Annotated in this window: 23 protein-coding genes; 7 read left to right on the top strand and 16 right to left on the bottom strand. The window is 72.0% G+C overall.

Annotated elements, in window-relative coordinates; translation table 11 throughout:
* Positions 1-10 precede the first annotated feature (10 nt).
* Together F7R91_RS06565 and pdhA (F7R91_RS06560) are read right to left on the bottom strand one after the other, a co-directional pair.
* Positions 11-991: an alpha-ketoacid dehydrogenase subunit beta gene (locus F7R91_RS06565; RefSeq protein ID WP_150945414.1), complete on the bottom strand. Its 981-nt coding sequence runs from the start codon at positions 989-991 to the stop codon at positions 11-13.
* Between the two features lie 2 nt (positions 992-993).
* Positions 994-2,190, bottom strand: a complete 1,197-nt coding sequence (gene pdhA, locus F7R91_RS06560) for a pyruvate dehydrogenase (acetyl-transferring) E1 component subunit alpha (protein ID WP_150945412.1) — start codon at positions 2,188-2,190, stop codon at positions 994-996.
* Between the two features lie 409 nt (positions 2,191-2,599).
* On the opposite strand from pdhA (F7R91_RS06560), the gene F7R91_RS06555 reads away from it, so the two are divergent.
* Positions 2,600-3,631 carry a phosphotransferase gene (locus F7R91_RS06555; protein WP_150945410.1) on the top strand — a complete coding sequence of 344 codons (1,032 nt, stop codon included), beginning with the start codon at positions 2,600-2,602 and terminating at the stop codon, positions 3,629-3,631.
* Positions 3,632-3,725: 94 nt separating this feature from the next.
* Here the strand turns inward: F7R91_RS06555 and F7R91_RS06550 are convergent, their stop codons facing one another.
* On the bottom strand, positions 3,726-5,309 hold the full coding sequence (locus tag F7R91_RS06550) for a protein kinase domain-containing protein (RefSeq protein ID WP_150945408.1): 1,584 nt from the start codon (positions 5,307-5,309) through the stop codon (positions 3,726-3,728).
* Between the two features lie 334 nt (positions 5,310-5,643).
* Between F7R91_RS06550 and F7R91_RS06545 the strand changes: the two genes are divergently transcribed.
* Positions 5,644-7,305, top strand: a complete 1,662-nt coding sequence (locus F7R91_RS06545; protein WP_150945406.1) for a protein kinase domain-containing protein — start codon at positions 5,644-5,646, stop codon at positions 7,303-7,305.
* A 68-nt stretch (positions 7,306-7,373) separates the two neighbouring features.
* On the opposite strand, the gene F7R91_RS06540 is transcribed toward F7R91_RS06545, so the two are convergent.
* A complete protein-coding gene (locus tag F7R91_RS06540; protein ID WP_150945404.1) occupies positions 7,374-7,916 on the bottom strand; it encodes a bacterial proteasome activator family protein in 543 nt (180 codons plus the stop codon).
* Positions 7,917-8,060: 144 nt separating this feature from the next.
* On the opposite strand from F7R91_RS06540, the gene F7R91_RS06535 reads away from it, so the two are divergent.
* The gene (locus F7R91_RS06535; protein ID WP_150945402.1) at positions 8,061-8,702 is read left to right on the top strand and encodes a hypothetical protein; all 642 of its coding nucleotides are present in this window, start codon (positions 8,061-8,063) and stop codon (positions 8,700-8,702) included.
* 135 nt (positions 8,703-8,837) lie between these two features.
* Here the strand turns inward: F7R91_RS06535 and F7R91_RS06530 are convergent, their stop codons facing one another.
* Positions 8,838-9,818: an NAD(P)H-quinone oxidoreductase gene (locus F7R91_RS06530; RefSeq protein WP_150945400.1), complete on the bottom strand. Its 981-nt coding sequence runs from the start codon at positions 9,816-9,818 to the stop codon at positions 8,838-8,840.
* 162 nt (positions 9,819-9,980) lie between these two features.
* Here F7R91_RS06530 and F7R91_RS06525 point away from each other — a divergent pair, with 162 nt between their 5' ends.
* Both F7R91_RS06525 and F7R91_RS06520 read left to right on the top strand, forming a co-directional pair.
* Positions 9,981-10,994, top strand: coding sequence for an ATP-binding cassette domain-containing protein (locus F7R91_RS06525; protein ID WP_150945398.1), 1,014 nt, complete (start codon positions 9,981-9,983; stop codon positions 10,992-10,994).
* Positions 10,991-11,839 carry an ABC transporter permease gene (locus F7R91_RS06520; protein WP_150945396.1) on the top strand — a complete coding sequence of 283 codons (849 nt, stop codon included), beginning with the start codon at positions 10,991-10,993 and terminating at the stop codon, positions 11,837-11,839. The genes F7R91_RS06525 and F7R91_RS06520 overlap by 4 nt, the downstream gene beginning before the upstream one ends.
* On the opposite strand, the gene F7R91_RS06515 is transcribed toward F7R91_RS06520, so the two are convergent.
* From F7R91_RS06515 to pdhA (F7R91_RS06490), 6 genes are read right to left on the bottom strand one after another with little or no spacing between them, the layout of a single operon-like run.
* Complete coding sequence (locus tag F7R91_RS06515) at positions 11,840-12,946, bottom strand: potassium channel family protein (protein ID WP_150945394.1); 1,107 nt, start codon at positions 12,944-12,946, stop codon at positions 11,840-11,842.
* Positions 12,934-14,316 (bottom strand): molybdopterin molybdotransferase MoeA, encoded by a 1,383-nt coding sequence (locus tag F7R91_RS06510; protein WP_150945392.1) that lies wholly within the window; start codon positions 14,314-14,316, stop codon positions 12,934-12,936. The genes F7R91_RS06515 and F7R91_RS06510 overlap by 13 nt, the downstream gene beginning before the upstream one ends.
* Positions 14,313-15,299: an NTP transferase domain-containing protein gene (locus F7R91_RS06505; RefSeq protein WP_191971373.1), complete on the bottom strand. Its 987-nt coding sequence runs from the start codon at positions 15,297-15,299 to the stop codon at positions 14,313-14,315. Before F7R91_RS06505 ends, F7R91_RS06510 begins: the two co-directional genes overlap by 4 nt.
* 55 nt (positions 15,300-15,354) lie before the next feature.
* A complete protein-coding gene (locus F7R91_RS06500) occupies positions 15,355-16,710 on the bottom strand; it encodes a dihydrolipoamide acetyltransferase family protein (protein WP_150945390.1) in 1,356 nt (451 codons plus the stop codon).
* Positions 16,710-17,714: an alpha-ketoacid dehydrogenase subunit beta gene (locus F7R91_RS06495; protein WP_150945388.1), complete on the bottom strand. Its 1,005-nt coding sequence runs from the start codon at positions 17,712-17,714 to the stop codon at positions 16,710-16,712. The genes F7R91_RS06500 and F7R91_RS06495 overlap by 1 nt, the downstream gene beginning before the upstream one ends.
* Positions 17,714-18,847, bottom strand: a complete 1,134-nt coding sequence (pdhA, locus tag F7R91_RS06490) for a pyruvate dehydrogenase (acetyl-transferring) E1 component subunit alpha (protein WP_150945386.1) — start codon at positions 18,845-18,847, stop codon at positions 17,714-17,716. Before pdhA (F7R91_RS06490) ends, F7R91_RS06495 begins: the two co-directional genes overlap by 1 nt.
* 175 nt (positions 18,848-19,022) lie before the next feature.
* Between pdhA (F7R91_RS06490) and F7R91_RS06485 the strand changes: the two genes are divergently transcribed.
* Positions 19,023-19,523 carry an Lrp/AsnC family transcriptional regulator gene (locus F7R91_RS06485; RefSeq protein WP_408056009.1) on the top strand — a complete coding sequence of 167 codons (501 nt, stop codon included), beginning with the start codon at positions 19,023-19,025 and terminating at the stop codon, positions 19,521-19,523.
* 33 nt (positions 19,524-19,556) lie between these two features.
* Here the strand turns inward: F7R91_RS06485 and F7R91_RS06480 are convergent, their stop codons facing one another.
* Together F7R91_RS06480 and F7R91_RS06475 are read right to left on the bottom strand one after the other, a co-directional pair.
* Positions 19,557-20,147, bottom strand: coding sequence for a TetR/AcrR family transcriptional regulator (locus tag F7R91_RS06480; protein ID WP_150945384.1), 591 nt, complete (start codon positions 20,145-20,147; stop codon positions 19,557-19,559).
* Positions 20,144-21,661, bottom strand: coding sequence for a 3-hydroxyacyl-CoA dehydrogenase (locus F7R91_RS06475; protein ID WP_150945382.1), 1,518 nt, complete (start codon positions 21,659-21,661; stop codon positions 20,144-20,146). Before F7R91_RS06475 ends, F7R91_RS06480 begins: the two co-directional genes overlap by 4 nt.
* 160 nt (positions 21,662-21,821) lie before the next feature.
* On the opposite strand from F7R91_RS06475, the gene paaN reads away from it, so the two are divergent.
* Positions 21,822-23,513, top strand: coding sequence for a phenylacetic acid degradation protein PaaN (gene paaN / locus F7R91_RS06470; protein WP_150945380.1), 1,692 nt, complete (start codon positions 21,822-21,824; stop codon positions 23,511-23,513).
* Positions 23,514-23,561: 48 nt separating this feature from the next.
* Here the strand turns inward: paaN and F7R91_RS06465 are convergent, their stop codons facing one another.
* The 3 genes from F7R91_RS06465 to F7R91_RS06455 are packed head-to-tail and all read right to left on the bottom strand — an operon-like array spanning position 23,562 to position 26,463.
* The gene (locus F7R91_RS06465; RefSeq protein ID WP_150945378.1) at positions 23,562-24,335 is read right to left on the bottom strand and encodes a TrmH family RNA methyltransferase; all 774 of its coding nucleotides are present in this window, start codon (positions 24,333-24,335) and stop codon (positions 23,562-23,564) included.
* Complete coding sequence (locus F7R91_RS06460) at positions 24,332-25,546, bottom strand: HTTM domain-containing protein (RefSeq protein ID WP_150945375.1); 1,215 nt, start codon at positions 25,544-25,546, stop codon at positions 24,332-24,334. The genes F7R91_RS06465 and F7R91_RS06460 overlap by 4 nt, the downstream gene beginning before the upstream one ends.
* The gene (locus F7R91_RS06455; RefSeq protein WP_225320542.1) at positions 25,543-26,463 is read right to left on the bottom strand and encodes a DUF5819 family protein; all 921 of its coding nucleotides are present in this window, start codon (positions 26,461-26,463) and stop codon (positions 25,543-25,545) included. The genes F7R91_RS06460 and F7R91_RS06455 overlap by 4 nt, the downstream gene beginning before the upstream one ends.
* Between the last annotated feature and the right edge of the window lie 207 nt (positions 26,464-26,670).

The raw sequence follows: 26,670 nt of genomic DNA, 5'->3' as shown, positions 1-26,670 counted from the left end.
GACCTTCTCCTCAGTACGCCAGGGCACGGTCGACGGCGTCGAGCACCCGGTCCAGACCCGGCAGGTACTCCTCCTCCAGACGCGCCGGCGGGTACGGGGCGTGATAGCCGCCGACCCTCAGCACCGGGGCCTCCAGGTGGTAGAAGCAGCGTTCCGTGATCCGGGCGGCGATCTCCGCGCCCGAGCCGAAGAACACCGGGGCCTCGTGCACCACGACCAGGCGGCGGGTCTTCTCCACCGAGGCCTGGACGGAGTCGAAGTCCAGCGGGGACACCGAGCGCAGGTCCAGGACCTCCAGCGACTTGCCCTCCTCGGCCGCCGCGTCGGCGGCCTCCTGGCAGAGCTTCACCATCGGGCCGTACGCGGCGAGGGTGAGGTCGGTGCCCTCGCGGACCACCCGCGCCTTGTGCAGCGGGCCGGGGATCGCCTCGGTGTTGACCTCGGCCTTGTCCCAGTAGCGCCGCTTGGGCTCGAAGAAGATCACCGGGTCGTCGCTCTGGATGGCCTGCTGCATCATCCAGTACGCGTCGGACGCGTTCGACGGGGAGACGATCTTCAGGCCGGCCACATGCGCGAACAGGGCCTCCGGGGACTCCGAGTGGTGCTCGACCGCGCCGATGCCGCCGCCGTAGGGGATGCGGACGACGACCGGCAGCTTGACCTTGCCCAGCGAGCGGGCGTGCATCTTCGCGAGCTGCGTGACGATCTGGTCGTACGCCGGGAAGACGAAGCCGTCGAACTGGATCTCCACGACCGGGCGGTAGCCGCGCAGGGCGAGTCCGATCGCGGTGCCGACGATGCCCGACTCGGCGAGGGGCGTGTCGATGACCCGGCTCTCGCCGAAGTCCTTCTGCAGGCCGTCGGTGACCCGGAAGACACCGCCGAGCTTGCCCACGTCCTCGCCCATGATGAGGACCTTGGGGTCGGAATCCAGGGCGCGGCGCAGCGACTCGTTGATCGCCTTGGCCACAGCCATCTTCTCCGCTGCCATGATCAGGCCCCCTCTACGTCCGCGAACGACGCCTGGTAGGCGGCGAACTGGGCGCGCTCCTCGTCGACGAGCGCATGCCCGTCCGCGTACACGTTCTCGAAGATGGCGAAGTGGTCCGGGTCCGGCATGGCACGGACCGCTTCGCGCACTCGCCTGCCCAACGCCTCGCTCTCGGCCTCGAGTTCCGCGAAGAACGACTCGTCCGCGTGGTTCGAGTCCTCCAGGTACCGGCGAAGGCGCAGGATCGGGTCCTTCGCCTCCCAGGCCTCGCGCTCCTCGTCGGCCCGGTACTTGGTCGGGTCGTCGGAGGTGGTGTGGGCACCCATGCGGTACGTGTACGCCTCGACCAGGGTCGGGCCCTCGCCGCCGCGGGCGCGCTCCAGGGCCCACTTGGTGACCGCGAGGCAGGCGAGCACGTCGTTGCCGTCCACGCGTACGCCCGGGAAGCCGTAGCCCTGCGCCCGCTGGTAGAGCGGGACACGGGTCTGCTTCTCGGTCGGCTCGGAGATCGCCCACTGGTTGTTCTGGCAGAAGAACACCACCGGGGCGTTGTAGACCGCGGAGAAGGTGAAGGACTCCGCCACGTCGCCCTGGCTGGAGGCGCCGTCGCCGAAGTAGGCGATCACCGCGCTGTCCGCGCCGTCCTTGGCCACGCCCATCGCATAGCCCGTGGCGTGCAGCGCCTGCGAGCCGATCACGATCGTGTAGAGGTGGAAGTTGTTGCCGTTCGGGTCCCAGCCGCCGTTGTTCACACCGCGGAACATGCCGAGCAGGTTGGTCGGGTCGACCCCGCGGCACCAGGCGACGCCGTGCTCGCGGTAGGTCGGGAAGACGTAGTCGTCGTCGCGCAGGGCCCGGCCGGAGCCGATCTGGGCGGCCTCCTGGCCGAGCAGCGAGGCCCACAGGCCCAGCTCGCCCTGGCGCTGCAAGGAGGTGGCCTCGGCGTCGAAACGGCGGGTGAGCACCATGTCGCGGTACAGACCGCGCAGCTCGTCGGGGGTGATGTCGGCGACGTAGCTCTCGTACTCGGCGTTCTTCGAGTTCCTCGCGTTCTTCACGCGCTTGCCTTCGGGCGTCAGCAGTTGCACGAGCTCGGGCTCGGTGCCCGGCGGCTTCTTCGCGGTCGTGCGCTTGCCGGCCGTGCTTTTGGTACTGGCGCTGCGTCGCGATGTGCGCGCGGCAGTGCTCTCCACGGTCACGTGTGCTCCTCCGTCGGTCCGGCTACCCGGGTTCGCCGGGCGCCAGTGCGGCTCCACCTGTTGGCCCCACGGACGCACGGGGTGGGTGCGGTTCGTTCGGGAACAGGCGTGACAGGTGCCCCGGCGAGCGCCCTGCAGAAGGCACGTTACCCAGAGCTCCACATATCTGTGAAACCCCTCCTGACCTGCGTTTTTGCTTGGATTTCCAAGTAAATCGCGAAATCGGGAACAGTTCCTGGTCACAGCCTTGCAGGGGGCCGGAACAACGGCACGTTATCCCGGTGACCCAGGTCACGGGAAGAGTCCACTTGGACCTGTAACGTCACATCGAGCACATGACGTGATCAAATATGACTGTCTGTGACAACCCCCAGCTCACGGGCTCGGCCTGTGCCCTAGCATCTGGCGCGTGCCGCGCCCTTGTGTACCACCCCCCTCGCATCACACGCCCCCGCTGGGCGCCCTCCTCCGCCAGTACGCCGCCGGTTCCGCCCTCGCCTGCGAGCCCGTGGAGCAGGGACTGCTCAATCGGGGCTACCGGCTCCGCACGACCCGCGGCCGCTACTTCCTCAAGCACCACTTCGACCCGGAGACCGCCGACCCGGCCGCGATCGCCCGGCAGCACCGGGCCACCCAGCGCCTGGCCGCCCTGGGCGTCCCGGTGGCGCCGCCGCTGAGCGGCCACGACGGGCGCACGGTGGCGGTGGTCGGCGGCCACGCGTACGCCCTGCACCCGTGGATCGACGGGCGGCACCGCCACGGCGGCCAGCTCACCGCCGCGCAGTGCAGCCGGCTGGGGGCGCTGCTGGGGGTCGTGCACGCGAGCCTGGAGCGCGTGATGCCGACGCACGGGCGGGCGCGCGCCGAGCCCGCCGAGAGCCCCGACCCCGCCGACACCTTCGGCCTCATCGACGACCTGCTCGCCCGGGTACGCCGGCACCGCCCCGCCGACTCCTTCGACGAGCTGGCCCGCCACCGGCTGCTGGAACGGCGCGCGCTCCTGGAGCAGCACGCCGGCCGGCGGCCTCCGCGCGGCGGCTCGGTGGGCTGGGTGCACGGGGACTTCCACCCGTTCAACCTGCTCTACAAGGGGGACGCGCCCGCCGCGATCGTCGACTGGGACCGGCTCGGTGTGAAGCCCCGCGCGGAGGAGGCCGTACGGGCCGCCGCGATCTTCTTCGTCCGCCCGGCCGGCACCCTCGACCTGCCGAAGGTGCGGGCGTACGCGCACGCGTACCGGCGCGCGGCCGGTGCCACACCCTCCGAGCTCGCGGCCGCGGTGCACCGCGTGTGGTGGGAGCGCCTCAACGACTTCTGGATGCTGCGCTGGCACTACGAGCGCGGCGACACCCGCGCGGACTCCCAGTTCCCGGCGGCCTCGGCACTCGCCGTGTGGTGGACACAGGAGTACGACACGGTGTGCGACGCGTTCACGGCGTGAAGCGGGGTCACAACAGCCGCACGCGCGCGTGAAGCCCGTTCCCGGGCCACGCGCGCGCGTGAGGGTCGGTCGGAGCCGGTCGCCCGGCGCCCGCTCAGGGGCCTGCGCCCCCGGCCGACGTACCGCCGTTGTCCGTGCCGCCGTCCACCGGATCCGTCGGCTCCCCGGTCGGCTCGGGCTCGCCCGTGGTCGGCTCGCCCGTCGGGTCCGCGGTGGTCGGTTCGCCCGAGGGCTCGCCGGTCGGCGAGGTGGTGTGGCTCGGGGTCGGCGAGTACGACTGCGAGTACGAGGGCGACGGCCACTCCCCGCCGGTCCCCGTCCCTGTACCGTCGTCGGTGGACGTGGCGGTGGGCTCCTCGGGCTCCTCCTCGGTGGGCTTGTCCTCGGTCTCCTTGTCCGTGGCGGACTTCGTGGCGGTCGGCGACTTGGTGGTCTTCGAACCGCCGGTGCCGTCGCCGGTGTTGTTCACCGCCAGCGCGACGCCCGCGGCGATGGCGATCACCGCGAGGACGGCGAGGATCCACAGCTTGCCGCGGCCGCTGCCCCGGTTGCCGTGCCCTTCGAAGCCGCCGTCGTCCCCACCGCCGTACCCGGAAGGCAGGATCGGCTGCGGGATCTGCGTGGTGCCGGAGGAGTCGCCCACGGGGTGCGGCAGCACGGTCGTGCCGGCGAAGCCCGCGGCCGGGGTGTGCCGGCCGTCGTGCGTCTGCACCGGGCCGGTGTTCCAGGTGCCGGTGTGTCCGCCCTGGTCGTACAGCATCTGCAGCCCGTACTGGACCAGTCCGCGCATCTCCTCGGCCGTCTGGAAGCGGTCGTCGGGGTCCTTGGCGAGGGAGCGCATGACGAGCCCGTCGAGCTCCGGCGGCGCCGCGCCGTCCGAGGTCTCCGACGGGGGCACCGGAATGTCCTGGACGTGCTGGTAGACCACCGACAGCGGGGTCTCGCCGGTGAACGGCGGGCGCAGCGCGAGCAGTTCGTAGAGGAGACAGCCGGTCGCGTACAGGTCGGAGCGGTGGTCGACGGCCTTGCCGAGCGCCTGCTCCGGGGAGAGGTACTGCGGGGTGCCCATGACCATGCCCGTCTGCGTCATCGTCGTGGACGCGCCGTGCAGGGCTCGGGCGATGCCGAAGTCCATCACCTTGACCGCGCCGTTGTGGGTGATGATGACGTTCGCCGGCTTGATGTCGCGGTGCACGATGCCGTGCTGGTGCGAGTAGGCGAGCGCCTCCAGCACACCGGAGACGATGATCAGGGCCTGCTCGGGGCCGGGCGCCTCGGCGTTGAGCAGCAGATCGCGGATGGTGCGGCCCTCGACGATCTCCATCACGATGTACGGCACCGACTGGCCGCCCACGAAGTCCTCGCCGGAGTCGTACACGGCGACGATCGCATGGTGGTTGAGGCCGGCCACCGACTGTGCCTCGCGGGTGAAGCGGGCCTTGGAGACCGGGTCCTCGGCGAGATCGGCGCGCAGCAGTTTCACCGCCACGGTGCGTCCGAGGCGCACGTCCTCGGCCGCGAAGACCTCCGCCATGCCGCCCCGGCCGAGTCGGCGGGTCAGCCGGTACCGGCCGTCCCCCACAAGTCCGCCGTTACCCCACGTCTCGGGCGCATCTGACATCCCGCCGCCAGTCGCCTCGGGGTCGGACGGGCCCTGAGCGCGCTGCTGCTGTGCCATCGGTCCTCGCCGTCGTTTCTGCCCGCGGTGCGCGCGGTGTTGTTACGGTCTCCGTCGGCCACGCTACAGCCTCCGCGCAAGCCGCCGGTCCGGGATCAGCCCGGGGACCGGCCCGAGACCGGCCGGTCATGAAACCTGTACCAGGTGCCGGCGTGCAAATTCTGTGTACCGGCCGTACGGCACCTGTAACGCTTCCACGACGCTTCATTCGCGTACGGTCACGGAACGGGCACCGCGCTTGACGTGTCGGTGCCCTCCGGCAGACTTGGCCGGGAATAGCACTTTCGATCAAGGGCGGGCACGGCGCCTGAAGGCCTACGGGGGACGCGGAAACATGAGCCAGGACGGCGCACAGGGCCGGTATGCGGGACGGTCGCTGGCCGGCGGCCGTTATCAGCTGCGTGACTTGCTCGGCGAGGGCGGCATGGCCTCGGTGTACCTCGCCTACGACTCCGTGCTCGACCGGCAGGTCGCGATCAAGACACTCCTCACCGAACTGGGCCGGGAGCAGGCCTTCCGCGAGCGCTTCCGCCGCGAGGCCCAGGCAGTGGCCAAGCTCACCCACACGAACATCGTCTCCGTCTTCGACACCGGCGAGGACACGCCGGCCGACGGCTCCGGCGCGGGCGACGGCATGCCGGTGCCGTACATCGTCATGGAGTACATCGAGGGCCGCCCGCTCGGCTCGGTGCTCGACGAGGACGTACGCCAGTACGGCGCGATGCCCGCCGACAAGGCGCTGAAGATCACCGCGGACGTGCTGGCCGCCCTGGAGGTCAGTCACGAGATGGGGCTGGTCCACCGGGACATCAAGCCGGGCAACGTGATGATGACCAAGCGCGGCGTCGTCAAGGTGATGGACTTCGGCATCGCGCGCGCCATGCAGTCCGGCGTCACCTCGATGACGCAGACCGGCATGGTCGTCGGCACCCCGCAGTACCTCTCCCCGGAACAGGCGCTGGGCCGGGGCGTGGACGCCCGCTCCGATCTGTACTCGGTCGGCATCATGCTGTTCCAACTGGTCACCGGGCGGCTGCCGTTCGACGCGGACTCGCCGCTGGCCATCGCCTACGCGCATGTGCAGGAGGAGCCGGTCGCGCCGTCCGCGGTCAACCGCTCTCTGCCGCCGGCCGTGGACGCCCTGGTCGCCCGTGCCCTGAAGAAGAACCCGAACGAACGCTTCCCGGGCGCCGAGGCCATGCGCGACGAGTGCCTGCGGGTGGCCGGCTCCTTCCAGGCGGCCGCGCCGAACATCGTGCCGGGCGCGGCGACTCCGAGCGGCGCCGGCGTCGGCTCCGCCGTCTTCCCGCCCGTCGACCAGGCGCCCCCGGCGTCCACGGGGGGCGTGCAGACGCCGTACCAGCCGGCCCCGAACCCGAACCCGTACAGCACCCCGCAGCCCTCGACGCCCTCCCCGGCGTACGGCTATCCGCAGCAGGGCGGTTATGCGACGCCCGGCCCGGCCGCCTACGCGCCGCAGCAGGTCCCCTCGACCCCGCCGCCGTACAACCTCACACCCCAGCCCGCGACCGCTGTCTCCACGGGCGGCGGCAAGGGGAACAAGCCGGTGATCATCGGTTCGATCGTAGTGTCGCTGGTAGCGGTCGGCGGCCTGATCGCGGCCCTGCTGGTGAACGGCGGCGGTGACGACCCGGAGGGCGGCGGTGGCAGCAGCCCCAGTGCGTCCACGGCCACCGTGGCGGGCCACCGCGGGCCGGACACCTCGCGCACGATCGAGAAGACCGAGTGCACCGAGCCGCAGGAGTCGTACAACGACCCCGACAAGGTGAAGATGCCGGACTTCACGTTCAAGAACTGGACCTCGGTCCTCGCCTGCCTCCAGGCCGCCGGATGGCCCTACGACAAGAACCCGGTGGACGAGAACACCTACGGCGAGGACACCGTGATGCGCCAGTCGCCGCAGGCGGGCACGGACTTCGACCCGGACAACCCGCCGGAGATCCAGTTCGACATCTCCACGGGGGATCCGGCCTGACCCGCTGATGTAAGAGGGCCCGGCAGCAACGGCTGCCGGGCCCTTGTCCTGCGGTGGGTGACGCTCGCCTACAGATACGGTCCGCCCGTGCGGCCGCCCGAACGCGGTTCGTCGAGGCCGTCGTGACCGCCGACGCCGGGCGGCAGGGCGCGGCGCATCTGCTCCAACTGGGCACGCGCGGCCATCTGCTGGGCGAACAGGGTGGTCTGGATCCCGTGGAAGAGACCCTCCAGCCAGCCGACCAACTGGGCCTGCGCGATCCGCAGTTCCGCGTCGCTGGGGGTCGCCTCGTCGGTGAAGGGCAGGGAGAGCCGCTCCAGTTCCTCGACCAGCTCCGGCGCCAGACCGTCCTCCAGCTCCTTGACCGAGCTGGCGTGGATCTCCTTGAGCCGGACCCGGCTCGCCTCGTCCAGAGGAGCCGCGCGCACCTCCTCCAGGAGCTGCTTGATCATGCTGCCGATCCGCATGACCTTGGCGGGCTGTTCCACCATCTCCGTCACCGGGACTTCACGGGAGTCCTCGTCTCCGGTGCCGCCGAGAGCCATACCGTCCTGGCCCACGACCAGGATCTGGGGGTTCTCCGGCGACCTGTCGTTCCTCGGCATCTCCATGCCGCCATTCTCTCGCACCCGTACACCTCATCACCGTGGTGCCCCCTGTCGTGGGTGATCCACCTTTTACGGGGGCCGTCGGCCCGTCGGCGGAACCCGGAATGCCGGAATGCCGGAATGCGCATTGAATGTGACGCTTGTTCCGTGACGCCATGGCTGCGCGGACTGCGCGCGACGGGACTGCTGATCGCCCTGGGGGCGGGCGTCCTCGTGTCGCCGTACGGTGCGATGCCTTCGTACGGCGCCGAGTCCCTGCCCGGCGGCCACTGGTCCTCGCCCGCGGCCGGGACCCCGGCACCCGCGGCGGAGCGCTCGCGGGCCGGGCACCGGGCGGACGACGAGGGACGGGACCGGCTCCGGTGGCGGGAGGATGCGTGGCCGCACGGCCGTGGGCCGTCGTACCGCGCCGGGGCCGGGCCCGTCGGCCGGCCCGCCGCCTCACCGCATGCCTCCGCGTCCGCGGCCGATCCGTCGCGCGCGGGAAGCCTGGCGGGTGAGGGGCGGCAGCGGCCCGGGCGGCAGGAGGTACCGCCGCCGCGGGACGAGACGGCGCAGAACGTGCCGGGCACCGACGAGGGCGGCCTCGGCGAGGTCACCGTCGTGCCCGAGCCGTCGCGGGAGGCCGCCGGGATGCCGTCCGGGCCCCCTACTGCGCCCGACCTGCTCGCGCACCCCGGGAGCCCCGCCGGCTCCCCGCTGCCGATCCTGCCCCTCGGCAGCGGCCTGATGCTCGTCGGCCTCGGCCTGGGCCTCGCGTTCCTCGGGCTGCGGCTGCGCCGCGGCTGAGCAGGTCGAGCGAAGGCCACTGCGGTTCGGCGGCGCCGTCCAGGGGCGCGGGGAACCGCGCGACCATCCACGACGGGCCGCAGACGATCGACGGCACATCGCGGCATGTGAAGCGGGCGCTCAGCTCCGGCAGGGTTACGGCGTCACCAGCAGCACCTTGCCCACATGGGCGCTCTCCTCCACGACCCGGTGGGCCGCGGCCGCGTCGCTCATGGGGAGCTCGCGGTCGACGACCGGGCGTACATGGCCGGCGTCGAGCAGCGGCCAGACGTGCTCGCGCACGGCGGCGACGATGGCCGCCTTCTCGCCGAGCGGGCGGGCGCGCAGCGAGGTCGCGCTGATCGCGGCGCGCTTGGTCAGCAGCGTGGCGATGTTCAGCTCGGCCTTGATGCCGCCCTGCATGCCGATGATCGCGAGCCGCCCGTTGACGGCGAGGGTCCGGACGTTGCGGTCCAGGTACTTCGCGCCCATGTTGTCGAGGATGACGTCGGCGCCCGCGCCGTCCGTGGCCTTCTTCACCTCGGCCACGAAGTCCTGCTCCCGGTAGTTGACGAGGATGTCGGCGCCCAGCTCGGCGCACCGGTCCAGCTTCTCCCGTGTGCCCGCCGTGACGGCGACCTTCGCGCCCACGGCCTTCGCGAGCTGGATCGCCATGGTGCCGATACCGCTGGAGCCGCCGTGCACGAGCAGCGTCTCGCCGGGGCGCAGATGGGCGACCATGAAGACGTTCGACCAGACCGTGCAGGTGACCTCGGGCAGCGCGGCGGCCTGTGTGAGGCCGATCCCCTTGGGAACGGGCAGCAGCTGGCCGGCCGGGACGGCCACCTTCTCGGCGTAGCCACCTCCCGCGAGCAGCGCGCACACCTCGTCGCCGACGGCCCAGCCGGAGACACCGGGGCCGAGCGCGGCGATCCGCCCGGAGCACTCGAGACCGGGGTACGGGTAGGTGCCGGGGGGCGGATCGTACAAGCCCTGCCGCTGCAGGATGTCGGCCCTGTTCACGGCGCCGGCCGCCACCTCGACCAGCACCTCGCCCTCGCCGGGTACCGGATCCGGGACCTCGTCCCACACCAGCGCCTCGGGCCCACCAGGTTCGGGAATCGTGATCGCATGCATGAGGGGGACGCTACTCCTGCTCCCCGGCCCTCCTCTGTCCCGGGCGGACCCGCATCGGCCATGGGACCGATCTCTCATAAATCCCGGTGCGCGACCGATGAGTTTGCGCGACCGTAAAGGTCTCCCCATGCGTAACCCGAGTACGCGGAAGGACACCCCACCATGAGCCAGCACACGTCCGGCCTGGCCATCGAGACAGCGGGCCTGGTGAAGACGTTCGGTGAGACGAGGGCGGTCGACGGCGTCGACCTGGCCGTGCCCACGGGCACCGTCTACGGCGTCCTCGGCCCGAACGGCGCCGGCAAGACCACCACCGTCAAGATGCTCGCCACCCTGCTGCGGCCCGACGGCGGCGAGGCCCATGTCTTCGGCCACGACGTCGTGCGCGAGGCCGACGAGGTACGCGGCCGGGTCAGCCTCACCGGCCAGTACGCCTCGGTGGACGAGGACCTCACCGGCACCGAGAACCTGGTCCTGCTCGGCCGGCTCCTCGGCCATGGCAAGAAGGCCGCCCGGGAGCGCTCCGGGCAACTCCTGGAGGCCTTCGGGCTCACGGACGCGGCGGGAAAGCAGGTCAAGCACTACTCGGGCGGCATGCGGCGCCGTATCGACATCGCCGCGTCCATCCTCAACACCCCCGAGCTGCTCTTCCTCGACGAGCCCACGACCGGGCTCGACCCGCGCAGCCGCAACCAGGTGTGGGACATCGTGCGCGCGGTGGTCGCCCAGGGCACGACCGTGCTGCTGACCACGCAGTACCTGGACGAGGCCGACCAACTGGCGTCCCGGATCGCCGTCATCGACCACGGCCGGGTGATCGCCGAGGGCACCAAGGGCGAGCTGAAGGCGTCCGTCGGCGCCGGGACCGTACATCTGCGGCTGCGGGACGCGGGACAGCGGCCCCTCGCGGCCGAGGTGCTGCGTCGCACCCTCGACGCGCAGGTGCAGCCGGAGCCGGATCCGGTGGCGCTGACCGCCCGTGTCGGTACGGCGGCGAGCGACACCGCCGCCGAGCAGGCGGCCCGGGCACTCGGCGAACTGGCCCGCGCCGGGGTCACCGTCGACAACTTCTCGCTGGGGCAGCCCAGCCTGGACGAGGTCTTCCTCGTCCTCACCGGACACGACACCAAGGACACCCAGGACACCAAGGACGCGAAGGACCAGGTGACGGCATGAGCACCGTGACGACCACGGAGGCCAAGGACCTCGCCCCCGTCAGCGCCGAGTCGCTGGCCGCTCTGCTCGTCGCGGGGCAGCGTCCGCCGCGCCCCAGCGCCTTCTCGGCCTCGCTGACCTTCGGCTGGCGGGCGATCCTCAAGATCAAGCACGTGCCGGAGCAGCTCTTCGACGTCACCGCGTTCCCGATCATGATGGTGCTGATGTACACGTACCTGTTCGGGGGCGCCCTCGCCGGCTCCCCGGAGAAGTACATCCAGTTCCTGCTGCCGGGCATCCTCGTGATGTCGGTCGTGATGATCACCATGTACACCGGTGTCTCGGTCAACACGGACATCGAGAAGGGCGTCTTCGACCGGTTCCGCAGCCTGCCCATCTGGCGGCCGTCGACGATGGTCGGCTATCTGCTCGGGGACGCCCTGCGCTATGCGATCGCGTCCGTCGTGATGCTCACCGTCGGCGTCGTCCTCGGCTACCGGCCGGACGGCGGGGTCGTCGGCGTGCTCGCCGGGATCGCGCTGCTGATCGTCTTCTCGTTCGCGTTCTCGTGGATCTGGACGATGTTCGGGCTGCTGCTGCGGACCGAGAAGTCGGTGATGGGCGTCAGCATGATGGTGATCTTCCCGCTCACCTTCCTGTCCAACGTCTTCGTCGACCCGAGGACCATGCCGGGCTGGCTCCAGGCCTTCGTCAACAACAGCCCGATCACCCATCTGTCGTCGGCGGTGCGGGAGTTGATGGCCGGTGACTGGCCGGTCGACGAGATCGCCTGGTCGCTGGGGTGGGCCGGCCTCTTCGTGCTGATCTTCGGGCCCATCACGATGCGGCTGTACAACCGCAAGTAGTCAGGCGCGCGGGAGCGGGCGGACGTCGGGCGCGATCTGGGTGCCCGGCGTCGCCCGCACGATGGTGATGAGCCGATCCGTCAACTCCAGCGTGCCGACGGCCGGATCGTCGTATCCGAGCACCCGGTGCCCGCGTACGACGCTCACCACCAGGTCCTCCGTCTCCCGCGGCGTCCTGCCCACCTCGGCCTTTATGACCGGCCGTTCGACGATGTCGAGCCCGCTGCCCTGGTGGATGAGGTCCTCCATCACCATGCCGGCCGCGGGGCTGAGCACGGACAGGCCGAGCAGCCGGCCCGCCGCGCTGGCACTGGTGATCACCGCGTCGGCGCCGGACTGCTTCAGCAGCGGAGCGTTCTCCTCCTCGCGCACCGCCGCCACGATCTTCGCGCCACGGTTGAGCTGCCGGGCCGTCAGCGCCACCAGGACCGCCGTGTCGTCGCGCTGGGTCGCGATGATGATCTGCCGTGCCCGCCGTACCTCTGCCCGGTTGAGGACATCGCTGCGCGTCGCGTCCCCGGCGACCCCCGCATACCCCTCGGCGGTCGCCGCCTCGATCACCTTTTCGCTCGGGTCGACCACCACGACCTGTTCCTTCTTCATCCCCGTGGCGAGGACGGTCTGGATCGCCGAGCGCCCCTTCGTGCCGAAGCCGACGACGACGGTGTGATCACGCAACGTGGACCTCCAGCGGTTGAGCCGCCATTCCGCACGGGTGCGTTCGGTGAGGACCTCAAGGGTGGTGCCGACGAGGACGATCAGGAACAGCACCCTGAGGGGCGTGATGACGAAGATGTTGGTGAGCCGGGCGGCGTCGCTGACCGGGGTGATGTCGCCGTATCCGGTGGTCGAGAGGGTGACGGTCGCGTAGTAGAAGGAGTCGAGCAGATCGACGGAGCCGTCGGAGTTGTCGTTGTAGCCCGCACGGTCTGCAAAGACGATCAGCGCGGTCGCGACCAGCAGACCCAGGGCCAGCAACAGCCGCCTGGCGACCTGCCGGAAAGGGTGCTCCACCACCCTCCTCGGGAGTCTCACGCGATGGGTCACAAGATGTTCGCCCGCCTGGCGGGCGATCGCGTCATGACCCGGAAGTTTCACGTGAAACACACCCCGATGCCCGCGGAGGCCCACGGCAGATCGAGCAGTTCGGCCTCCTGACCCGCCCGGGCACCGCCCGGTGGGACGACGGCGAGGGCATCGGCCGCCGCGACGCCGCGCAGCATGGCCGGGCCGTTGTAGTGCAGCGGGACGGCGTGGTCACCGCGCAGGACGACGGGGATGAGCCGGGTGTCGTACGGATGCCCGTGCGCCGTGTCCTTCAGTGGCAGCGTGTACGGCTCCGGGGCCTGGCGTGCCGCGAGCGTCCGCAGCAGCGGCTCGGCGAGGGTGAGCAGGCCGGAGATGGCGGCGAGGGGGTTGCCGGGCAGTCCGACGAGATGCTGGTTCTCCTTGGTGCGGGCCAGCAGCATGGGGTGGCCGGGGCGCACCTTGACGCCGTCCACGAGGAGTTCGGCGCCGATCCGGCGCAGGGTGGGATGGACGTGGTCGACCGGGCCGGAGGCGGTGCCGCCGGTGGTGACGATCAGGTCGGCGTCGGAGCTCGTGATCGCCTTGTGCAGTGCCTCGGCGTCGTCGCCGAGTCTGCGGACGCCGGTGACCTCGGCGCCGAGCGCGCGCAGCCAGGACGGCAGCATGGGGCCGAGTGCGTCCCGGATCAGGCCGTCATGCGGCAGACCCTCGGTGAGCAGTTCGTCGCCGAGGATCAGGACGTCGACGCGGGGGCGGGGGACCGCGGTGACGGTGTCGTAGCCGGCGGCCGCGGCGAGGCCGAGCACGGCCGGGGTCACCAGCGTGCCGACCGGCAGCAGTTGGTCACCGCTGCGGCACTCCTGGCCGCGGGGGCGGATGTCCTGCCCGTGGACCAGGCCGCGGGTGGCGTGCAGCCGGCCCTTGTCGTCGGTGCGGCCGTGCTCGCTGCGGAGCACGGCGGTGGTGTCCGGGGGGATGCGGGCGCCGGTGGCGATACGGGCCGCCTCGCCGTCGGTGAGGGGCGCGGGCTCGGCATGCCCGGCCAGCACGCCCTTGTCGCGCACGTCCCAGGGGCCGGGTCCGGCGACCGCCCAGCCGTCCATGGCCGACGTGTCGAAGGAGGGCAGGTCGGTGAGGGCGGTCAGGGGAGCGGCCAGGGTGAGCCCGAGAGCCAGGTCCAGGGGCACGGACACGGCGGCGCGGTGCGTGCCGGGGGCCTCGGAGCGGGCGGCTGCGCGTGCCGCGATGGCGCGTGCCTGCGGCCACGGGGTGGCGGCGTGGCGGGCGGCCGGGCCGGGCCGGGCGCCCTGTGCTGCGGGCGCGGGCACGGACTCGGCCTGAGCGCGGCCGTTGTCTTCCTTCACGAGGGCGAGTGCCTCCTCGACGTCGAGGTCGTCGGCGTCACGGTACCGAGCGCCCTCGCCGGCCCGGGCGCCCCGCGTGGTCATCCGGCGTCCGGGCGGCGGTCGGGCGTGGCGTCGGGAGCCACGTCGGTCTTGGCGTCGGCGTCCTCGTCCGCCCAGCGCACGGCGAGGGCCGCGGCCTTGCGGGACGCCTCGGCCACGGCGTCCGGGCCGCCGCCGGCCCGCGCGGCCGCGTAGCCGACGAGGAAGGTGGTCAGCGGGGCCGCGGGCCTTGCCACACCGTGGGCGGCGTCCCGGGCCAGATCGAGCAGGACGCCGGTGTCGACGTCGAGATCGATGCCCAGCTCGTCCTTGACTGCGGAAATCCATTCATCCAACACGTGCCCATGCTCCCTGATGCGTGCCCTGGCGGTGGCGAGGTCGTCCCAGGTGTCGCAGTCGAAGGACGCGACGGGGTCGGGGACGCGAGTGAGATCGAGCCGGGCGGTCAGCCGGCGCAGCGGCAGCCCGGTCAGGCCACCTGCCGACTCGGGGCCGCCGGCCGGTGCGGCGGCGGTGAGCGCGGCCAGCTCCCGGTGCAGCGCCTGGGTGCGGTACGCGGCCACGAGCGGCTGGTCGCGTCCGTCGGCGTCGGTGAGCAGCACTCCGTCGGTGCCGCTCGAGCGGAGGGCGGCCAGCAGCCGCCGTACGGTCGGTTCGCCGAGGAACGGGAGGTCGGCGGAGAGCACGACGACCTGCTCCGCCGTGGTGTGCCGGAGCCCCGCGTCGAGTGCGGCCAGCGGTCCGCCGCCGGGCGGATCCTCGCGCGCCCAGGTCACGGGCCGTGCGGTCGGCCGGGCGTCGGCGACGACGGTGATGGTGCGCGCACCGGCGCAGGCGGCCAGCACACGGTCGAGCAGCGGGCGGCCGCCCACCTGCAGGCCGGGCTTGTCCGCGCCGCCGAGCCGCCGGGCGGCACCGCCGGCCAGCACGACGGCGTCGTACGGGACGTCGTGCACGGCATCGGCGGTGCCCGGCGCGCGGCCGGTGCCGGCGCCGGGGTCGCCGGCGGACTCGTACGAGGTCACCCCACGAGTATGCGTGCCGCCGCGATCACAGGGGAACGCGGGGGAGGCGGTGTGGTCAGAGCGTGCGCAGCAGTACCGCCGGCTGCTCCACACAGTCCGCGACATACCGGAGGAAACCGCCCGCGGTGCCGCCGTCGCACACCCGGTGGTCGAAGGTGAGCGAGAGCTGCACGACCTGCCGCACCGCCAGCTCGCCCTCGTGGACCCAGGGCTTGGGGACGATACGGCCGACGCCGAGCATGGCCGCCTCGGGGTGGTTGATGATCGGCGTGGAGCCGTCGACGCCGAACACGCCGTAGTTGTTCAGCGTGAAGGTGCCGCCGGTGAGTTCCGCGGGGGTCAGCGTCCCTGCGCGAGCGGCCTCGGTGAGCCGGGCGAACTCCGCGCTGAGCCCCTGGGCGTCACGCGCGTGCCCGTCCCGGACGACGGGCACGACGAGCCCGCGCTCGGTCTGCGCGGCGAAGCCGAGGTGCACCGCGTCGAGCCGGACGACCTCCCTGGCCTCCATGTCGACCGTCGAGTTGAGCTCGGGGAAACGGGCGAGTGCGGCGGTGCAGATACGGGCCAGCAGGGCGAGGAGGGAGATCTTCGGCCCTCCGGCCGCGTTCATGGCCGTCCGCGCCCGCATGAGCTCCGTGGCGTCGGCGTCCACCCAGCAGGTGGCGTCCGGAATCTCGCGGCGGCTGCGGGAGAGCTTGTCCGCGACGGCACCGCGGACGCCCTTGAGGGGGATGCGGGTGCCGGCACCGGCGGGTACGGCCGCGGCCGGCGCGGGAGCAGGGCGCAGGGGCTCTGCCACCTGTGCGGGCGGCACGGTGGCGGGCTGCGGGGCCCGCCCCCGCGCGGCGGACGCACGCAGCGCGTACTCCACGTCCGCGCGCAGGATCAGCCCGTCGGGGCCGGAGCCCGTCAGCTCCCTGAGGTTCAGGCCGTTCTCCCGGGCGAGCCGGCGCACCAGCGGCGAGATCACCGGGACGGGACCGTCGGGCGGGCCGGCGGTGTCCGTGTTTGTATGCCCGTTGGCCGCAGCGGACGCGGGGGGTGGGGAGGGCGCGGCGGGCGCCTTGCTCCCCGGCCGGACCCTGCGGCGGCGCGCGGGTGCCTCCGAGGTGCCGTAGCCCACCAGCACATTGCCCGAGCCCTCGCTCTGCCCGTCGGAGGCCGGCGCGCCCACCGCGACCGTGATCAGCGGGGCCCCGACGGGCAGTTCCGTGCCCTCCTCGCCGAAGCGGGCGGTCACGACGCCGCCGTAGGGGCACGGCACCTCTACCATCGCCTTGGCCGTCTCGACCTCGACGACGGGCTGGTCGACGGCGACGACGTCGCCGACCTGGACGAGCCAGCGCACGATCTCCGCCTCGGTCAGTCCCTCCCCGAGGTCGGGGAGCCTGAACTCCAACACCTGTGCCATCAGCCCTCGGCCTCCCACTGCAGACGCCCCACGGCGTCCAGGATCCGGTCCACGCCGGGCAGGTGGTGGCGCTCCAGCATCGGCGGCGGGTAGGGGATGTCGAACCCGGCCACGCGCAGCACCGGCGCCTCCAGGTGATGGAAGCAGCGCTCCGTGACGCGGGCCGCGATCTCCCCGCCCGGGCCGCCGAACCCGCCCGACTCGTGCACGACGACCGCGCGCCCGGTCCGCCGCACCGAGGCGCAGACCGTCTCGTCGTCGAACGGCACCAGGGAGCGCAGATCGACGACTTCGAGGTCCCAGCCCTCCGCCTGTGCCGCCTCGGCGGCTTCGAGGCAGACGGGTACGGACGGCCCGTACGTGATGAGTGTGGCGCTCCGGCCGGAGCGCCGCACCACCGCGCGGCCCATCGGCTCGACGTCCGTCGGGTGCTGGGGGTTCCAGGAGTCCTTCGACCAGTACAGGCGCTTGGGCTCGAGGAAGACGACCGGGTCGTCGGAGGCGATGGCGGCGCGCAGCAGCCCGTAGGCGTCGGCGACGGTCGCGGGGGTGACGACATGGAGTCCCGGAGTCGCGATGTAGTACGCCTCGGAGGAGTCGCTGTGGTGCTCGACGCCGCCGATGCCGCCGCCGTAGGGGACGCGGATGGTGATCGGGAGCGGCATCGTGCCGCGCGTGCGGTTGCGCATCCGGGACACGTGCGAGATCAGTTGCTCGAAGGCCGGGTAGGCGAAGGCGTCGAACTGCATCTCGACGACCGGGCGCAGCCCGTACATCGCCATGCCGACGGCCGTGCCGAGGATGCCGGCCTCGGCCAGCGGGGTGTCCGTGCAGCGGTCCTCGCCGAACTCCTTCGCGAGGCCGTCGGTGACCCGGAAGACACCGCCCAGGGTGCCGACGTCCTCACCCATGACGTGCACGGTCGGGTCGGCGGCCATCGCGTCGCGCATCGCGCGCGTGAGGGCCTGCGCCATGGTCGCCGGCTTGAGGGCGACGGTGGTCATCAGTGGGCCTCTTCCTGCTCGGCGTCCAGCTCCGCCCGCAACTGGGCCTCCTGCTCCCGCAGTTGCGCTGTGGGCTCGGAGTACACGTGAGCGAAGAGGTCCATGGGGTCGAGCACCGGGTCCTGGTTCATGCGCTCGCGCAGATTGGCGGCCATGGTCTCGGCGGCGTCCCGCGCCGCCCGGATGCCGTCCTCGTCGATGAGGCCGCGCTCGGTCAGCTCGTGCTCCAGGAGCGCGATCGGGTCGTGTCCGCGCCAGGTCTCGACCTCGGCGTCGCCGCGGTAGCGGGTCGCGTCGTCGGCGTTGGTGTGGGCGTCGACGCGGTAGGTGATCGCCTCGACCAGCGTGGGACCGCCACCGGCGCGCGCGTGGCGCACGGCGTCGGCGAGGACCTCGTGCACCGCGGCGGCGTCGTTGCCGTCGACCAGGCGGCCGGGCATGCCGTAGCCGACAGCCTTGTGGGCCAGCGACGGGGCCGCGGTCTGCTTGGCGAGCGGGACGGAGATCGCGAAGCCGTTGTTCTGGACCAGGAAGACGACCGGCGCCTGCCAGACGGCGGCGAAGTTCAGCGCCTCGTGGAAGTCGCCCTCGCTGGTGCCTCCGTCGCCGACCAGCGCCAGCGCGACCACGTCGTCGCCCTTGAGGCGGGCTGCGTGCGCGAGGCCGACGGCGTGCGGGAGCTGGGTGGCGAGGGGGGTGCACAGGGGGGCCACGCGGTGCTCGTGCGGGTCGTAGCCGGTGTGCCAGTCGCCGCGCAGAAGCGTGAGCGCCTGGACGGGGTCGAGGCCGCGGGCGACGGCGGCGAGCGTGTCGCGGTAGCTGGGGAAGAGCCAGTCACGGTCCTCCAGGACGAGCGCGGCGGCGACCTCGCAGGCCTCCTGGCCGGTGCTGGAGGGGTAGACGGCGAGGCGGCCCTGCTTGGTGAGGGCGGTGGCCTGCGCGTTGTACCTGCGTCCGCGCACCAGCTCGGCGTACAGGCGGCGCAGCAGGGCCGGGTCGGCCTTGGCTGCGGCCTCGGTGCCGAGGACGCGGTACGGAGCCGCGTCGGGCAGCAGCGGCGCGGGGTCGGTACGGGGCTGCCAGGCGGGCGGCGGCGATGGCCGGTACGCGCCCCGCTGCTCCATGACCGTCATGACGGCACCTCCTTGTGGGAGCGGCTTACGGGCGCGTCAGTCCTGTGACCCGCCTCACCTACCGATTGTTCGGTCGCCGGCACATTTTGGCTACAGGTCCCTTCGGGCTGTGGACAAACGGTTCTCCACAGCCTCATATAGAGGCAGTACGTCCATGCCGGGAAGGCGGGGGGACATGGCACCTGAACAAATGGCCGAGGGCCCGGACAGCGGGCCCGCTCTTCCGCCCCCCAGGCCGCTGGACGCGATCGATCAGGACATCCTTCAGATGCTCCAGGCGGACGGCCGGGCGTCGATACGGTCGGTCGCCGAACGGGTCCATGTCTCGCGCGCCAACGCCTACGCGCGGATCAACCGTCTCGTCGAGGACGGTGTGATCCGCGGCTTCGGCGCCCGCGTGGATCACGAACGCGCCGGCCACGGCACCTCGGCCTACATCACCCTGAAGATCGTCCAGAACTCCTGGCGCACGGTGCGCGAACAGCTCAGACAGCTTCCCGGCGCGTCCCACATCGCCCTGGTGGGCGGCGACTTCGACGTGCTGCTGCTGGTGCACACGCCGGACAACAGGGCGCTGCGCGAGCTGGTGCTCACCCGGCTCCAGGCGATCGAGGAGGTGCTGAGCACGCGCACACTGCTGGTGTTCGAGGAGGAGGACCTGGAGCCACAGGGCTGAGCCGCCGCCGTCTCCCGGCGCTCCGTACGGGGCTCAGAGCTCCCTGCGCAGCCCCGAGAAGGCCAGCTGGGCCACGGCGTCGGCGACCTCGCGCTCCCCCGCGCCCCGCCCGTCGGGCCGGTACCACTCCGCTATGGAGTTGATCATCCCGAACACCAGGCGCGTCGCCAGCCGCACCTCCACATCGCCGCGCACGTCCCCGTCGGCGGCCGCGGCCTTCAGCAGCTCGGCGACCCGGTGGTCGAACTCGCGGCGCCGCTCCAGGGCCCATCGCTCGGTGTCCGTGTTCCCGCGCACCCGCAGCAGCAGCGTCACATACGGCAGCTCGGCGATGAGCACCTCGACCATGCGCCGTACGACGTACTGGAGCCGCTCGACGGCACGCCCCGCGCGCGCGGGCTCCTCGTCGAGGATCCCGAAGAGCCCGTCCAGCGCCCGGCTCACGGCCCTCCGCAGCAGCTCCTCCTTGCCCGCCACATGGTGGTAGATCGAGGACTTGGAGATACCGGCGGCCCTGGAGAGGTGCTCCATGGAGGTGCCGTCGTAGCCGCGCTCGTTGAAGACCCGCACCGCGACGGACAGCAGCGTCTCCGGCGTGTAGGTGTCGCGCTTGGCGGTGGTCATGGGGCGCTGCCCTCCCGCTTGTCGGTGGCGTACGCGTGGCGGTACAGCGCGAGGGACGGCGCGTAGCGCCCCGAGGGGTCGCGCAGATGCAGGTCGTCGAGGAGGGCGTACGCCCAGTTGCGGCCGAGCCGACGGCTCCACTCGAAGGGACCGAGCGGGTAGTTCACGCCCAGGCGCATCGCGGTGTCGATGTCCTCCTGGGTGGCGACGCCCTTGGCGACGGCGTCGTGCGCCAGGTCGACGATCCGGGCGACCGTACGCGCAACGATCATGCCGGGGACGTCGCCGATGACGCTGACCTGCTTGCCGAGCGCCTGGAAGAGGCCGGTGGCCTCGGCGAGGGTCCGGGACGCGGTGTCCTGGGAGGCGGACAGGGCGATGCGGGTGGCCCTGCGGTAGTCGAGGGCGAGATCGAAGTAGACGACGTCCCGGAACTCCACGGAGGTCTGGCCGTCGGCGAGGGCCAGCTGTCCGCCGCCGGGCAGCACCAGACGCGTGCCGTGGTCCTCGTCGTCCTCGCGCACCTGGATGCCCGCCTCGCGGATCAGCGCGAGCAGTTCGGACGCGGGGCCCAGGTCGCCCTCGGCGACGACGAACGCGGGCGGCTGTGCCTGCTCGGCGGTGTGCGGCTCGGGGCGCTCGGCGCCGTCCCGGTGGTCGTACCAGCCCTGTCCGGTCTTGCGGCCGAGGCGGCCCGACTCGACCAGGCGCCGCTGGGCGAGGGACGGCGTGAAGCGCACGTCCTGGAAGAAGGACTGCCACACGGAGTGGGTGACGGACTCGTTGACGTCCTGCCCGATGAGATCGGTGAGCTCGAAGGCGCCCATCCGGAAGCCGCCGCACTCGCGCAGCACCGCGTCGATGGTGGCGGGATCGGCGCCCTGGGCCTCGTAGACCGCGAAGGCCTCGGCGTAGAAGGGGCGCGCGATGCGGTTGACGATGAAGCCGGGGGTGTCGGCGCAGGCGACCGGTGTCTTGCCCCAGGCGCGGGCCGTCTCGTACGCGCGCGTGGCCGACGTGACGTCGGTGGCGAACCCGGAGACGACCTCGACGAGCGGCAGCAGCGGTGCGGGGTTGAAGAAGTGCAGGCCCACGAACCGCCCGGGACTGCGCAGGGCGCCGCCGATGGCGGTCACCGACAGGGAGGAGGTGTTGGTGGCGAGCAGACAGTCCTCGCCGACGATGTCCTCCAGCTTCCGGAACAGCTCCTGCTTGACGTCCAGCCGCTCCAGGACGGCCTCGACGACCAGGGCGCAGTCAGCGAGGTCGGCGAGCTGGTCGGCGGGCAGCAGGCGGGCGCGCGCAGCGTCCCGGTCGGCGCCCGAGAGCCGGTCCTTCGCGACGAGCCGGTCGAGGCGGGCACCGACCGCGGCGGCCGCTTCCCGAGCGCGGCCGGGGACGGTGTCGTACAGCCGCACGATGTGGCCCGCGACCAGCGCGACCTGGGCGATGCCCTGGCCCATGGTGCCGGTGCCGACCACGGCCACGGGGCTGCTGAGGTCGAGTGCTGTCATGTGCGCGATCCTCCCGCACGGCGTTTTCCACAGACGCGGCAGGCCCCCTTGTCCCGACCGATCGTTCGGTTACTCTAACTCTGACTGGCTGTTCCTGCCCATCTTTCTGCCCAGGTCATGAGCTCGAGGAAGAGCTCTTGAAACGAGGAGTTGGTCCCCGATGGCCGCCGAACTCACCGCGCTCCAGCTGATCGCCCAGCACCGGCCGACCCTCGACCAGGCGCTGGAAGCAATCCGCACACGCGCGTACTGGTCGCCGCATCCCGAACATCCCAAGGCCTACGGCGAGGGCGGCAGCCTGGACGCGGCGGCGGGCAAGGCCGCCTTCGACGCCCTCCTGGGCACCCGCCTCGACCTCGGCCAGCCGGGCACGGACGACTGGACGGGCGCCGAAACCTCGCCGTACGGCATCGAGCTGGGTGTGACCTACCCGCACGCGGACATCGAGGTGCTGCTGCCGGCCATGAAGGCCGGTCAGCGCGCGTGGCGCGACGCGGGCCCGGAGATGCGCGCGGTGGTCTGTCTGGAGATCCTCAAGCGGATCAGCGACCGGACGCACGAGTTCGCGCACGCGGTCATGCACACCAGCGGCCAGGCCTTCATGATGGCGTTCCAGGCGGGCGGCCCGCACGCGCAGGACCGCGGCCTGGAGGCGGTGGCGTACGCGTACGTGGAGCAGATCCGCACACCCGACACGGCCGAGTGGACCAAGCCGCAGGGCAAGCGCGAACCGCTCGCGCTGACCAAGCAGTTCACCGCCGTCCCGCGCGGGATCGCGCTGGTCATCGGCTGCAACACCTTCCCGACGTGGAACGGCTACCCGGGTCTGTTCGCCTCCCTGGCGACCGGCAACGCCGTCCTGGTCAAGCCCCACCCGCGCGCGGTGCTGCCGCTCGCGCTCACCGTGCAGGTCGCGCGCCAGGTCCTCACCGAGGCCGGCTTCGACCCGAACCTGGTGGCGCTGGCCGCCGAGCGGCCCGGCGAGGGCATCGCCAAGACGCTGGCCACCCGTCCCGAGATCCGGATCATCGACTACACGGGCTCGACGGCGTTCGGCGACTGGCTGGAGACCAACGCCCGCCAGGCGCAGGTCTGCACGGAGAAGGCCGGCGTCAACACGGTGGTCGTGGAGTCGACCGGCAACTACAAGGGGATGCTCGCCAACCTGGCGTTCTCGCTGTCGCTGTACAGCGGCCAGATGTGCACGACCCCGCAGAACCTGCTCATCCCCCGCGACGGCATCCGCACCGACGAGGGCCCCAAGACCTTCGACGAGGTCGTCGCCGACCTCGCCCGCTCGGTGGACGGTCTCCTCGGCGACGACGCGCGCGCGAACGCCCTGCTGGGCGCCATCGTCAATCCCGATGTGAAGGCCCGTCTGGAGGCGGCGGCCGGTCTGGGCGAAGTCGCCCTCGCCTCGCGGGAGATCGCCAACCCGGAGTTCCCGGACGCGGTCGTCAGGACGCCGGTGATCGTGAAGCTGGACGGCGCCAAGCCGGACGACGAAGCCGCCTACATGAACGAGTGCTTCGGTCCGGTCTCCTTCGCCGTGGCCGTCGATTCGGCGGCCGAGGCGCTTCAGCTGCTGCGGCGCACGGTCCGCGAGAAGGGCGCGATGACCGTCGGCGCGTACACCTCCGACGAGGAGTTCGAGCAGGCCGTGCAGGAGGTCTGCCTGGAGGAGTCGGCCCAGCTGTCGCTGAACCTCACCGGCGGGGTGTACGTCAACCAGACGGCCGCCTTCTCCGACTTCCACGGCTCGGGCGGCAACCCGGCGGCCAACTCGGCCCTGTGCGACGGCGCGTTCGTGGCGAACCGCTTCCGCGTGGTGGAGGTCCGCCGGGAGGCCTGACAGGATCGCCGGCCACCACTGGCCGGCACCGGCCTCTCCTGACGCCTTCTAAGGGACGTGCGGTGCGCCCCCGGTGGCGCTCCAGTGGTACAGCGTCATGGCCACACTGGTCGCGAGGTTGTAGCTGGAGACCTGGGGGCGCATCGGCAGCGACACCAAGTGGTCGGCACGCGCGCGGAGTTCCCCGGACAGCCCGCTGCGCTCCGAGCCGAAGGCGAGCAGCGCGTCGTCCGGCAGTTTCAGCCCCCGGATGTCCTCGCCCTCCGGGTCGAGGGCGAACAGCGGCCCGGGCGGCAGCTCGTCGACCGCCAGCCGCTCCACCGCGGTCGCGAAGTGCAGCCCCGCACCGCCGCGCACGACCGTGAAGTGCCAGGGGTCGAGCATCCCGGTCGTGACGACGCCGGTCGCCCCGAAGCCGGCGGCCAGCCGGATCACTGCCCCCGCGTTGCCCAGGTTGCGCGGGTGGTCGAGGACCACGACGGGGGTGCTGCGCGGCAGACGCGTCAGCCTCGCCAGATGCGCGGCGCGCTCCGGGCGTACGGCCAGGGCGGCCACAGCGGTGGGATGCGGGCGCGGCACGAGAGAGGTGTACGTCGACTCCGGCACCTCGGCCAGCAGCGCGTCCAGCGCGTCGCGTACGTCCGGGGCCAGTGCGCCGGCCAGGGCGAGCGCGGCCGCGCGATCGGTGGTGACCGCCACCGGGACCTCGGCCCCGAAGCGCAGCGCGTGCTTGAGCGCGTGGAAGCCGTCGAGCAGTACGCGAGAGCCGGCGAGCCGGTGCCAGACGCTCACGGGATCGGGATCGGGGGCGGGGTCGGTCATGCCGTGAAGCCTACGTGCGTGTTCTCCCTGTCCCCCGGGGCGCGCTGCTCCGGCAGCTTCGTACGGCTCCCGCCCGCCCTCAGCCGTCCCCGCGCGCGTGCCGCCCGGTCGCCCAGCAGACGCAGGAACGACGTCGGCAGGAAGACCGCGTCGGCCGTGATCATCGCCAGCGAGAAGAACGGCAGCCCGAGCACCACCGCGATCACGGCATGCTCCGTGATCATGACCGCCAGCAGGACGTTCTTGACCCGCCGGTTGAACAGCGTGAACGGGAAGGCGACCTGCACGATGACGGTCCCGTACGTCACGATCATCACCATCGCGCCGCTGGACGACATCAGGTCGGCGAGTGCCGGCCAGGGGGAGAAGGAGTCGAGGTGCAGCGGGTAGTAGACGGCGGTGCCGTCCTGCCAGCGCGAGCCCTGGATCTTGTACCAGCCCGCCGTCGCGTAGATCAGACAGGCCTCGGCCATGATCACGAGCAGCGCGCCGTTGTGGACGATGTTGGCGATCACATCGAGCATGATCCGCGGCTGGGCGAACCGCGCCCGGCGCCCGACGACCCACCACAGCCCCTGTGCGAGCCACACCGCCCACAGAAGGGACGGCACGAAAGGGTCACCGTCGAACAGCCAGCCGGCCAGGGTCGCCACGGCCAGTCCGAGTCCCAGCACACCCCACAGGGCAGGGCCGACGCGGTCCCCCGCGCGCTCCCCACGCGCGTGTGCCTGCCGCGCGAGCCGTGCCCGTCGCGCGTCGAGCGACCACACCTGGCCGCAGCGGGTGAACACCAGATAGACGGACATCAGGTGCAGGACGTTGTCGCCGCCGTCCCCTATGAAGACGCTGCGGTTCTGCAGCGAGAGCACGCCGAGCATGAACAGCACGGACATCGCGCGCGTGCGCAAGCCCAGCATCAGCAGCACGCTCGACAGGACCGCGAGCACGTAGACGGTCTCGAACCAGACGCGGCCGTCCGACCACATCAGCACCGTGAAGGCGCCGTTGTCCGCGATCAGCTGCTCGGCGAGACCCCAGCTCCAGGGACCGTCGGGGCCGTACAGCTCCTGGCGGTGGGGCAGCTCGCGCAACAGGAACAGCAGCCAGGTCGCGCTGAAGCCGATGCGGATGACGGCCGTCTGGTAGGGGCCGAGGGCCGACTCGGTGACGCGGGCGATACCGCGCGAGACCGACAGGGCGAAGCGGTTCACCGTACGCCCCCCTCGGCCTCGCCCGCCGGGAGCGACCACCACGACAGCTCGCGATACACCGGGTCGTCCGGGATCTGCTCGCGGCTCCACTTCGGCGGGCGCACATTGGTCGTGCGGGCACGGACCTGGACACGCTCGACGACTCCGCCCGGCCCGGCCGCGTCCTCCCGCTCCAGGCGCAGCACCACGATGCGCCGCAGATACGTCTCGGACAGCGAGCCGCGCAGGCCACTCGCACGGTTCCGGCCGTCGTGCGTGGAGACGAAGAAGTCCCAGGCCCGGCGCAGCTCGTTCTGCTGCGTGTGGCTCGGCAGGAGGCTGCCGTCGATGGCCCGGCCGTCCTGCGCGGACAGGTCGTACCAGCCGGTCGTCCGCACTCCGCCCTCCGCCGTGGCGACCTCGGCGCGGACCTGGACCGCGATGTTCTGCTGGAGCGGATTGGGCGCGAAGAGCATCCAGTTCTGCTCGAACTCCGGGTTGATCCAGTCGTAGACCGCCGTGCCGTGCTGTTTGGTGACCGTGTTCGACGGGGCGACGTGCAGGAAGACCATGCCGAGGTGCACCCAGACGCCGATGGCGACGACAGCGAGGGCCACCGCGACACCGATCTGATAGCCGACGGAGAGCGCGGCGACACCGCCGCGGCCGACGGAGGAGGGGGGCAGGGCAGGCGCAGGCGCTGGCGGGGTGGCGGCGCGCCCCGGCGCCGACAGCGCGGCAGGGTACGGGGCGGGAGAGGCGGACGGGGGCTGCGGCTCGGCGGAGGCGGCGGGCGGGCGCTGCGGCTCGGTGGCGGCGGGCGGACGCTCCGACTCGGCAGAGGCGGCAGGAGGACGCTCCGACTCGGCAGGAGACGCAGAGGGACGCTCCGACTCAGCGGAGGCGACAGGAGAACGCTCCGACTCCGCGGGAGACACAGACGAACACTCCGACTCGGCGGAAGACACAGCCCGGCGACGGGGCTCAGCGCCCGAAGCCGGAGGACGCTCCGACTCGGCGGAGGAGGCAGACGGACCCTGCGATTCAGCGGCGGAAGCCGGCCCGTGTTGCGGCTCGGCCGGGGCGTCCGGCTTGCCGGTTCCGGCGGCCGCGCCCGGCCCTGTCGGCCCGTGCGGGGCGTCGGA

It is taken from the genome of Streptomyces luteolifulvus, from assembly GCF_008806595.1.
Lineage (GTDB): Bacteria > Actinomycetota > Actinomycetes > Streptomycetales > Streptomycetaceae > Streptomyces > Streptomyces luteolifulvus.
This window is presented reverse-complemented; position numbering and strand designations above follow the sequence as displayed.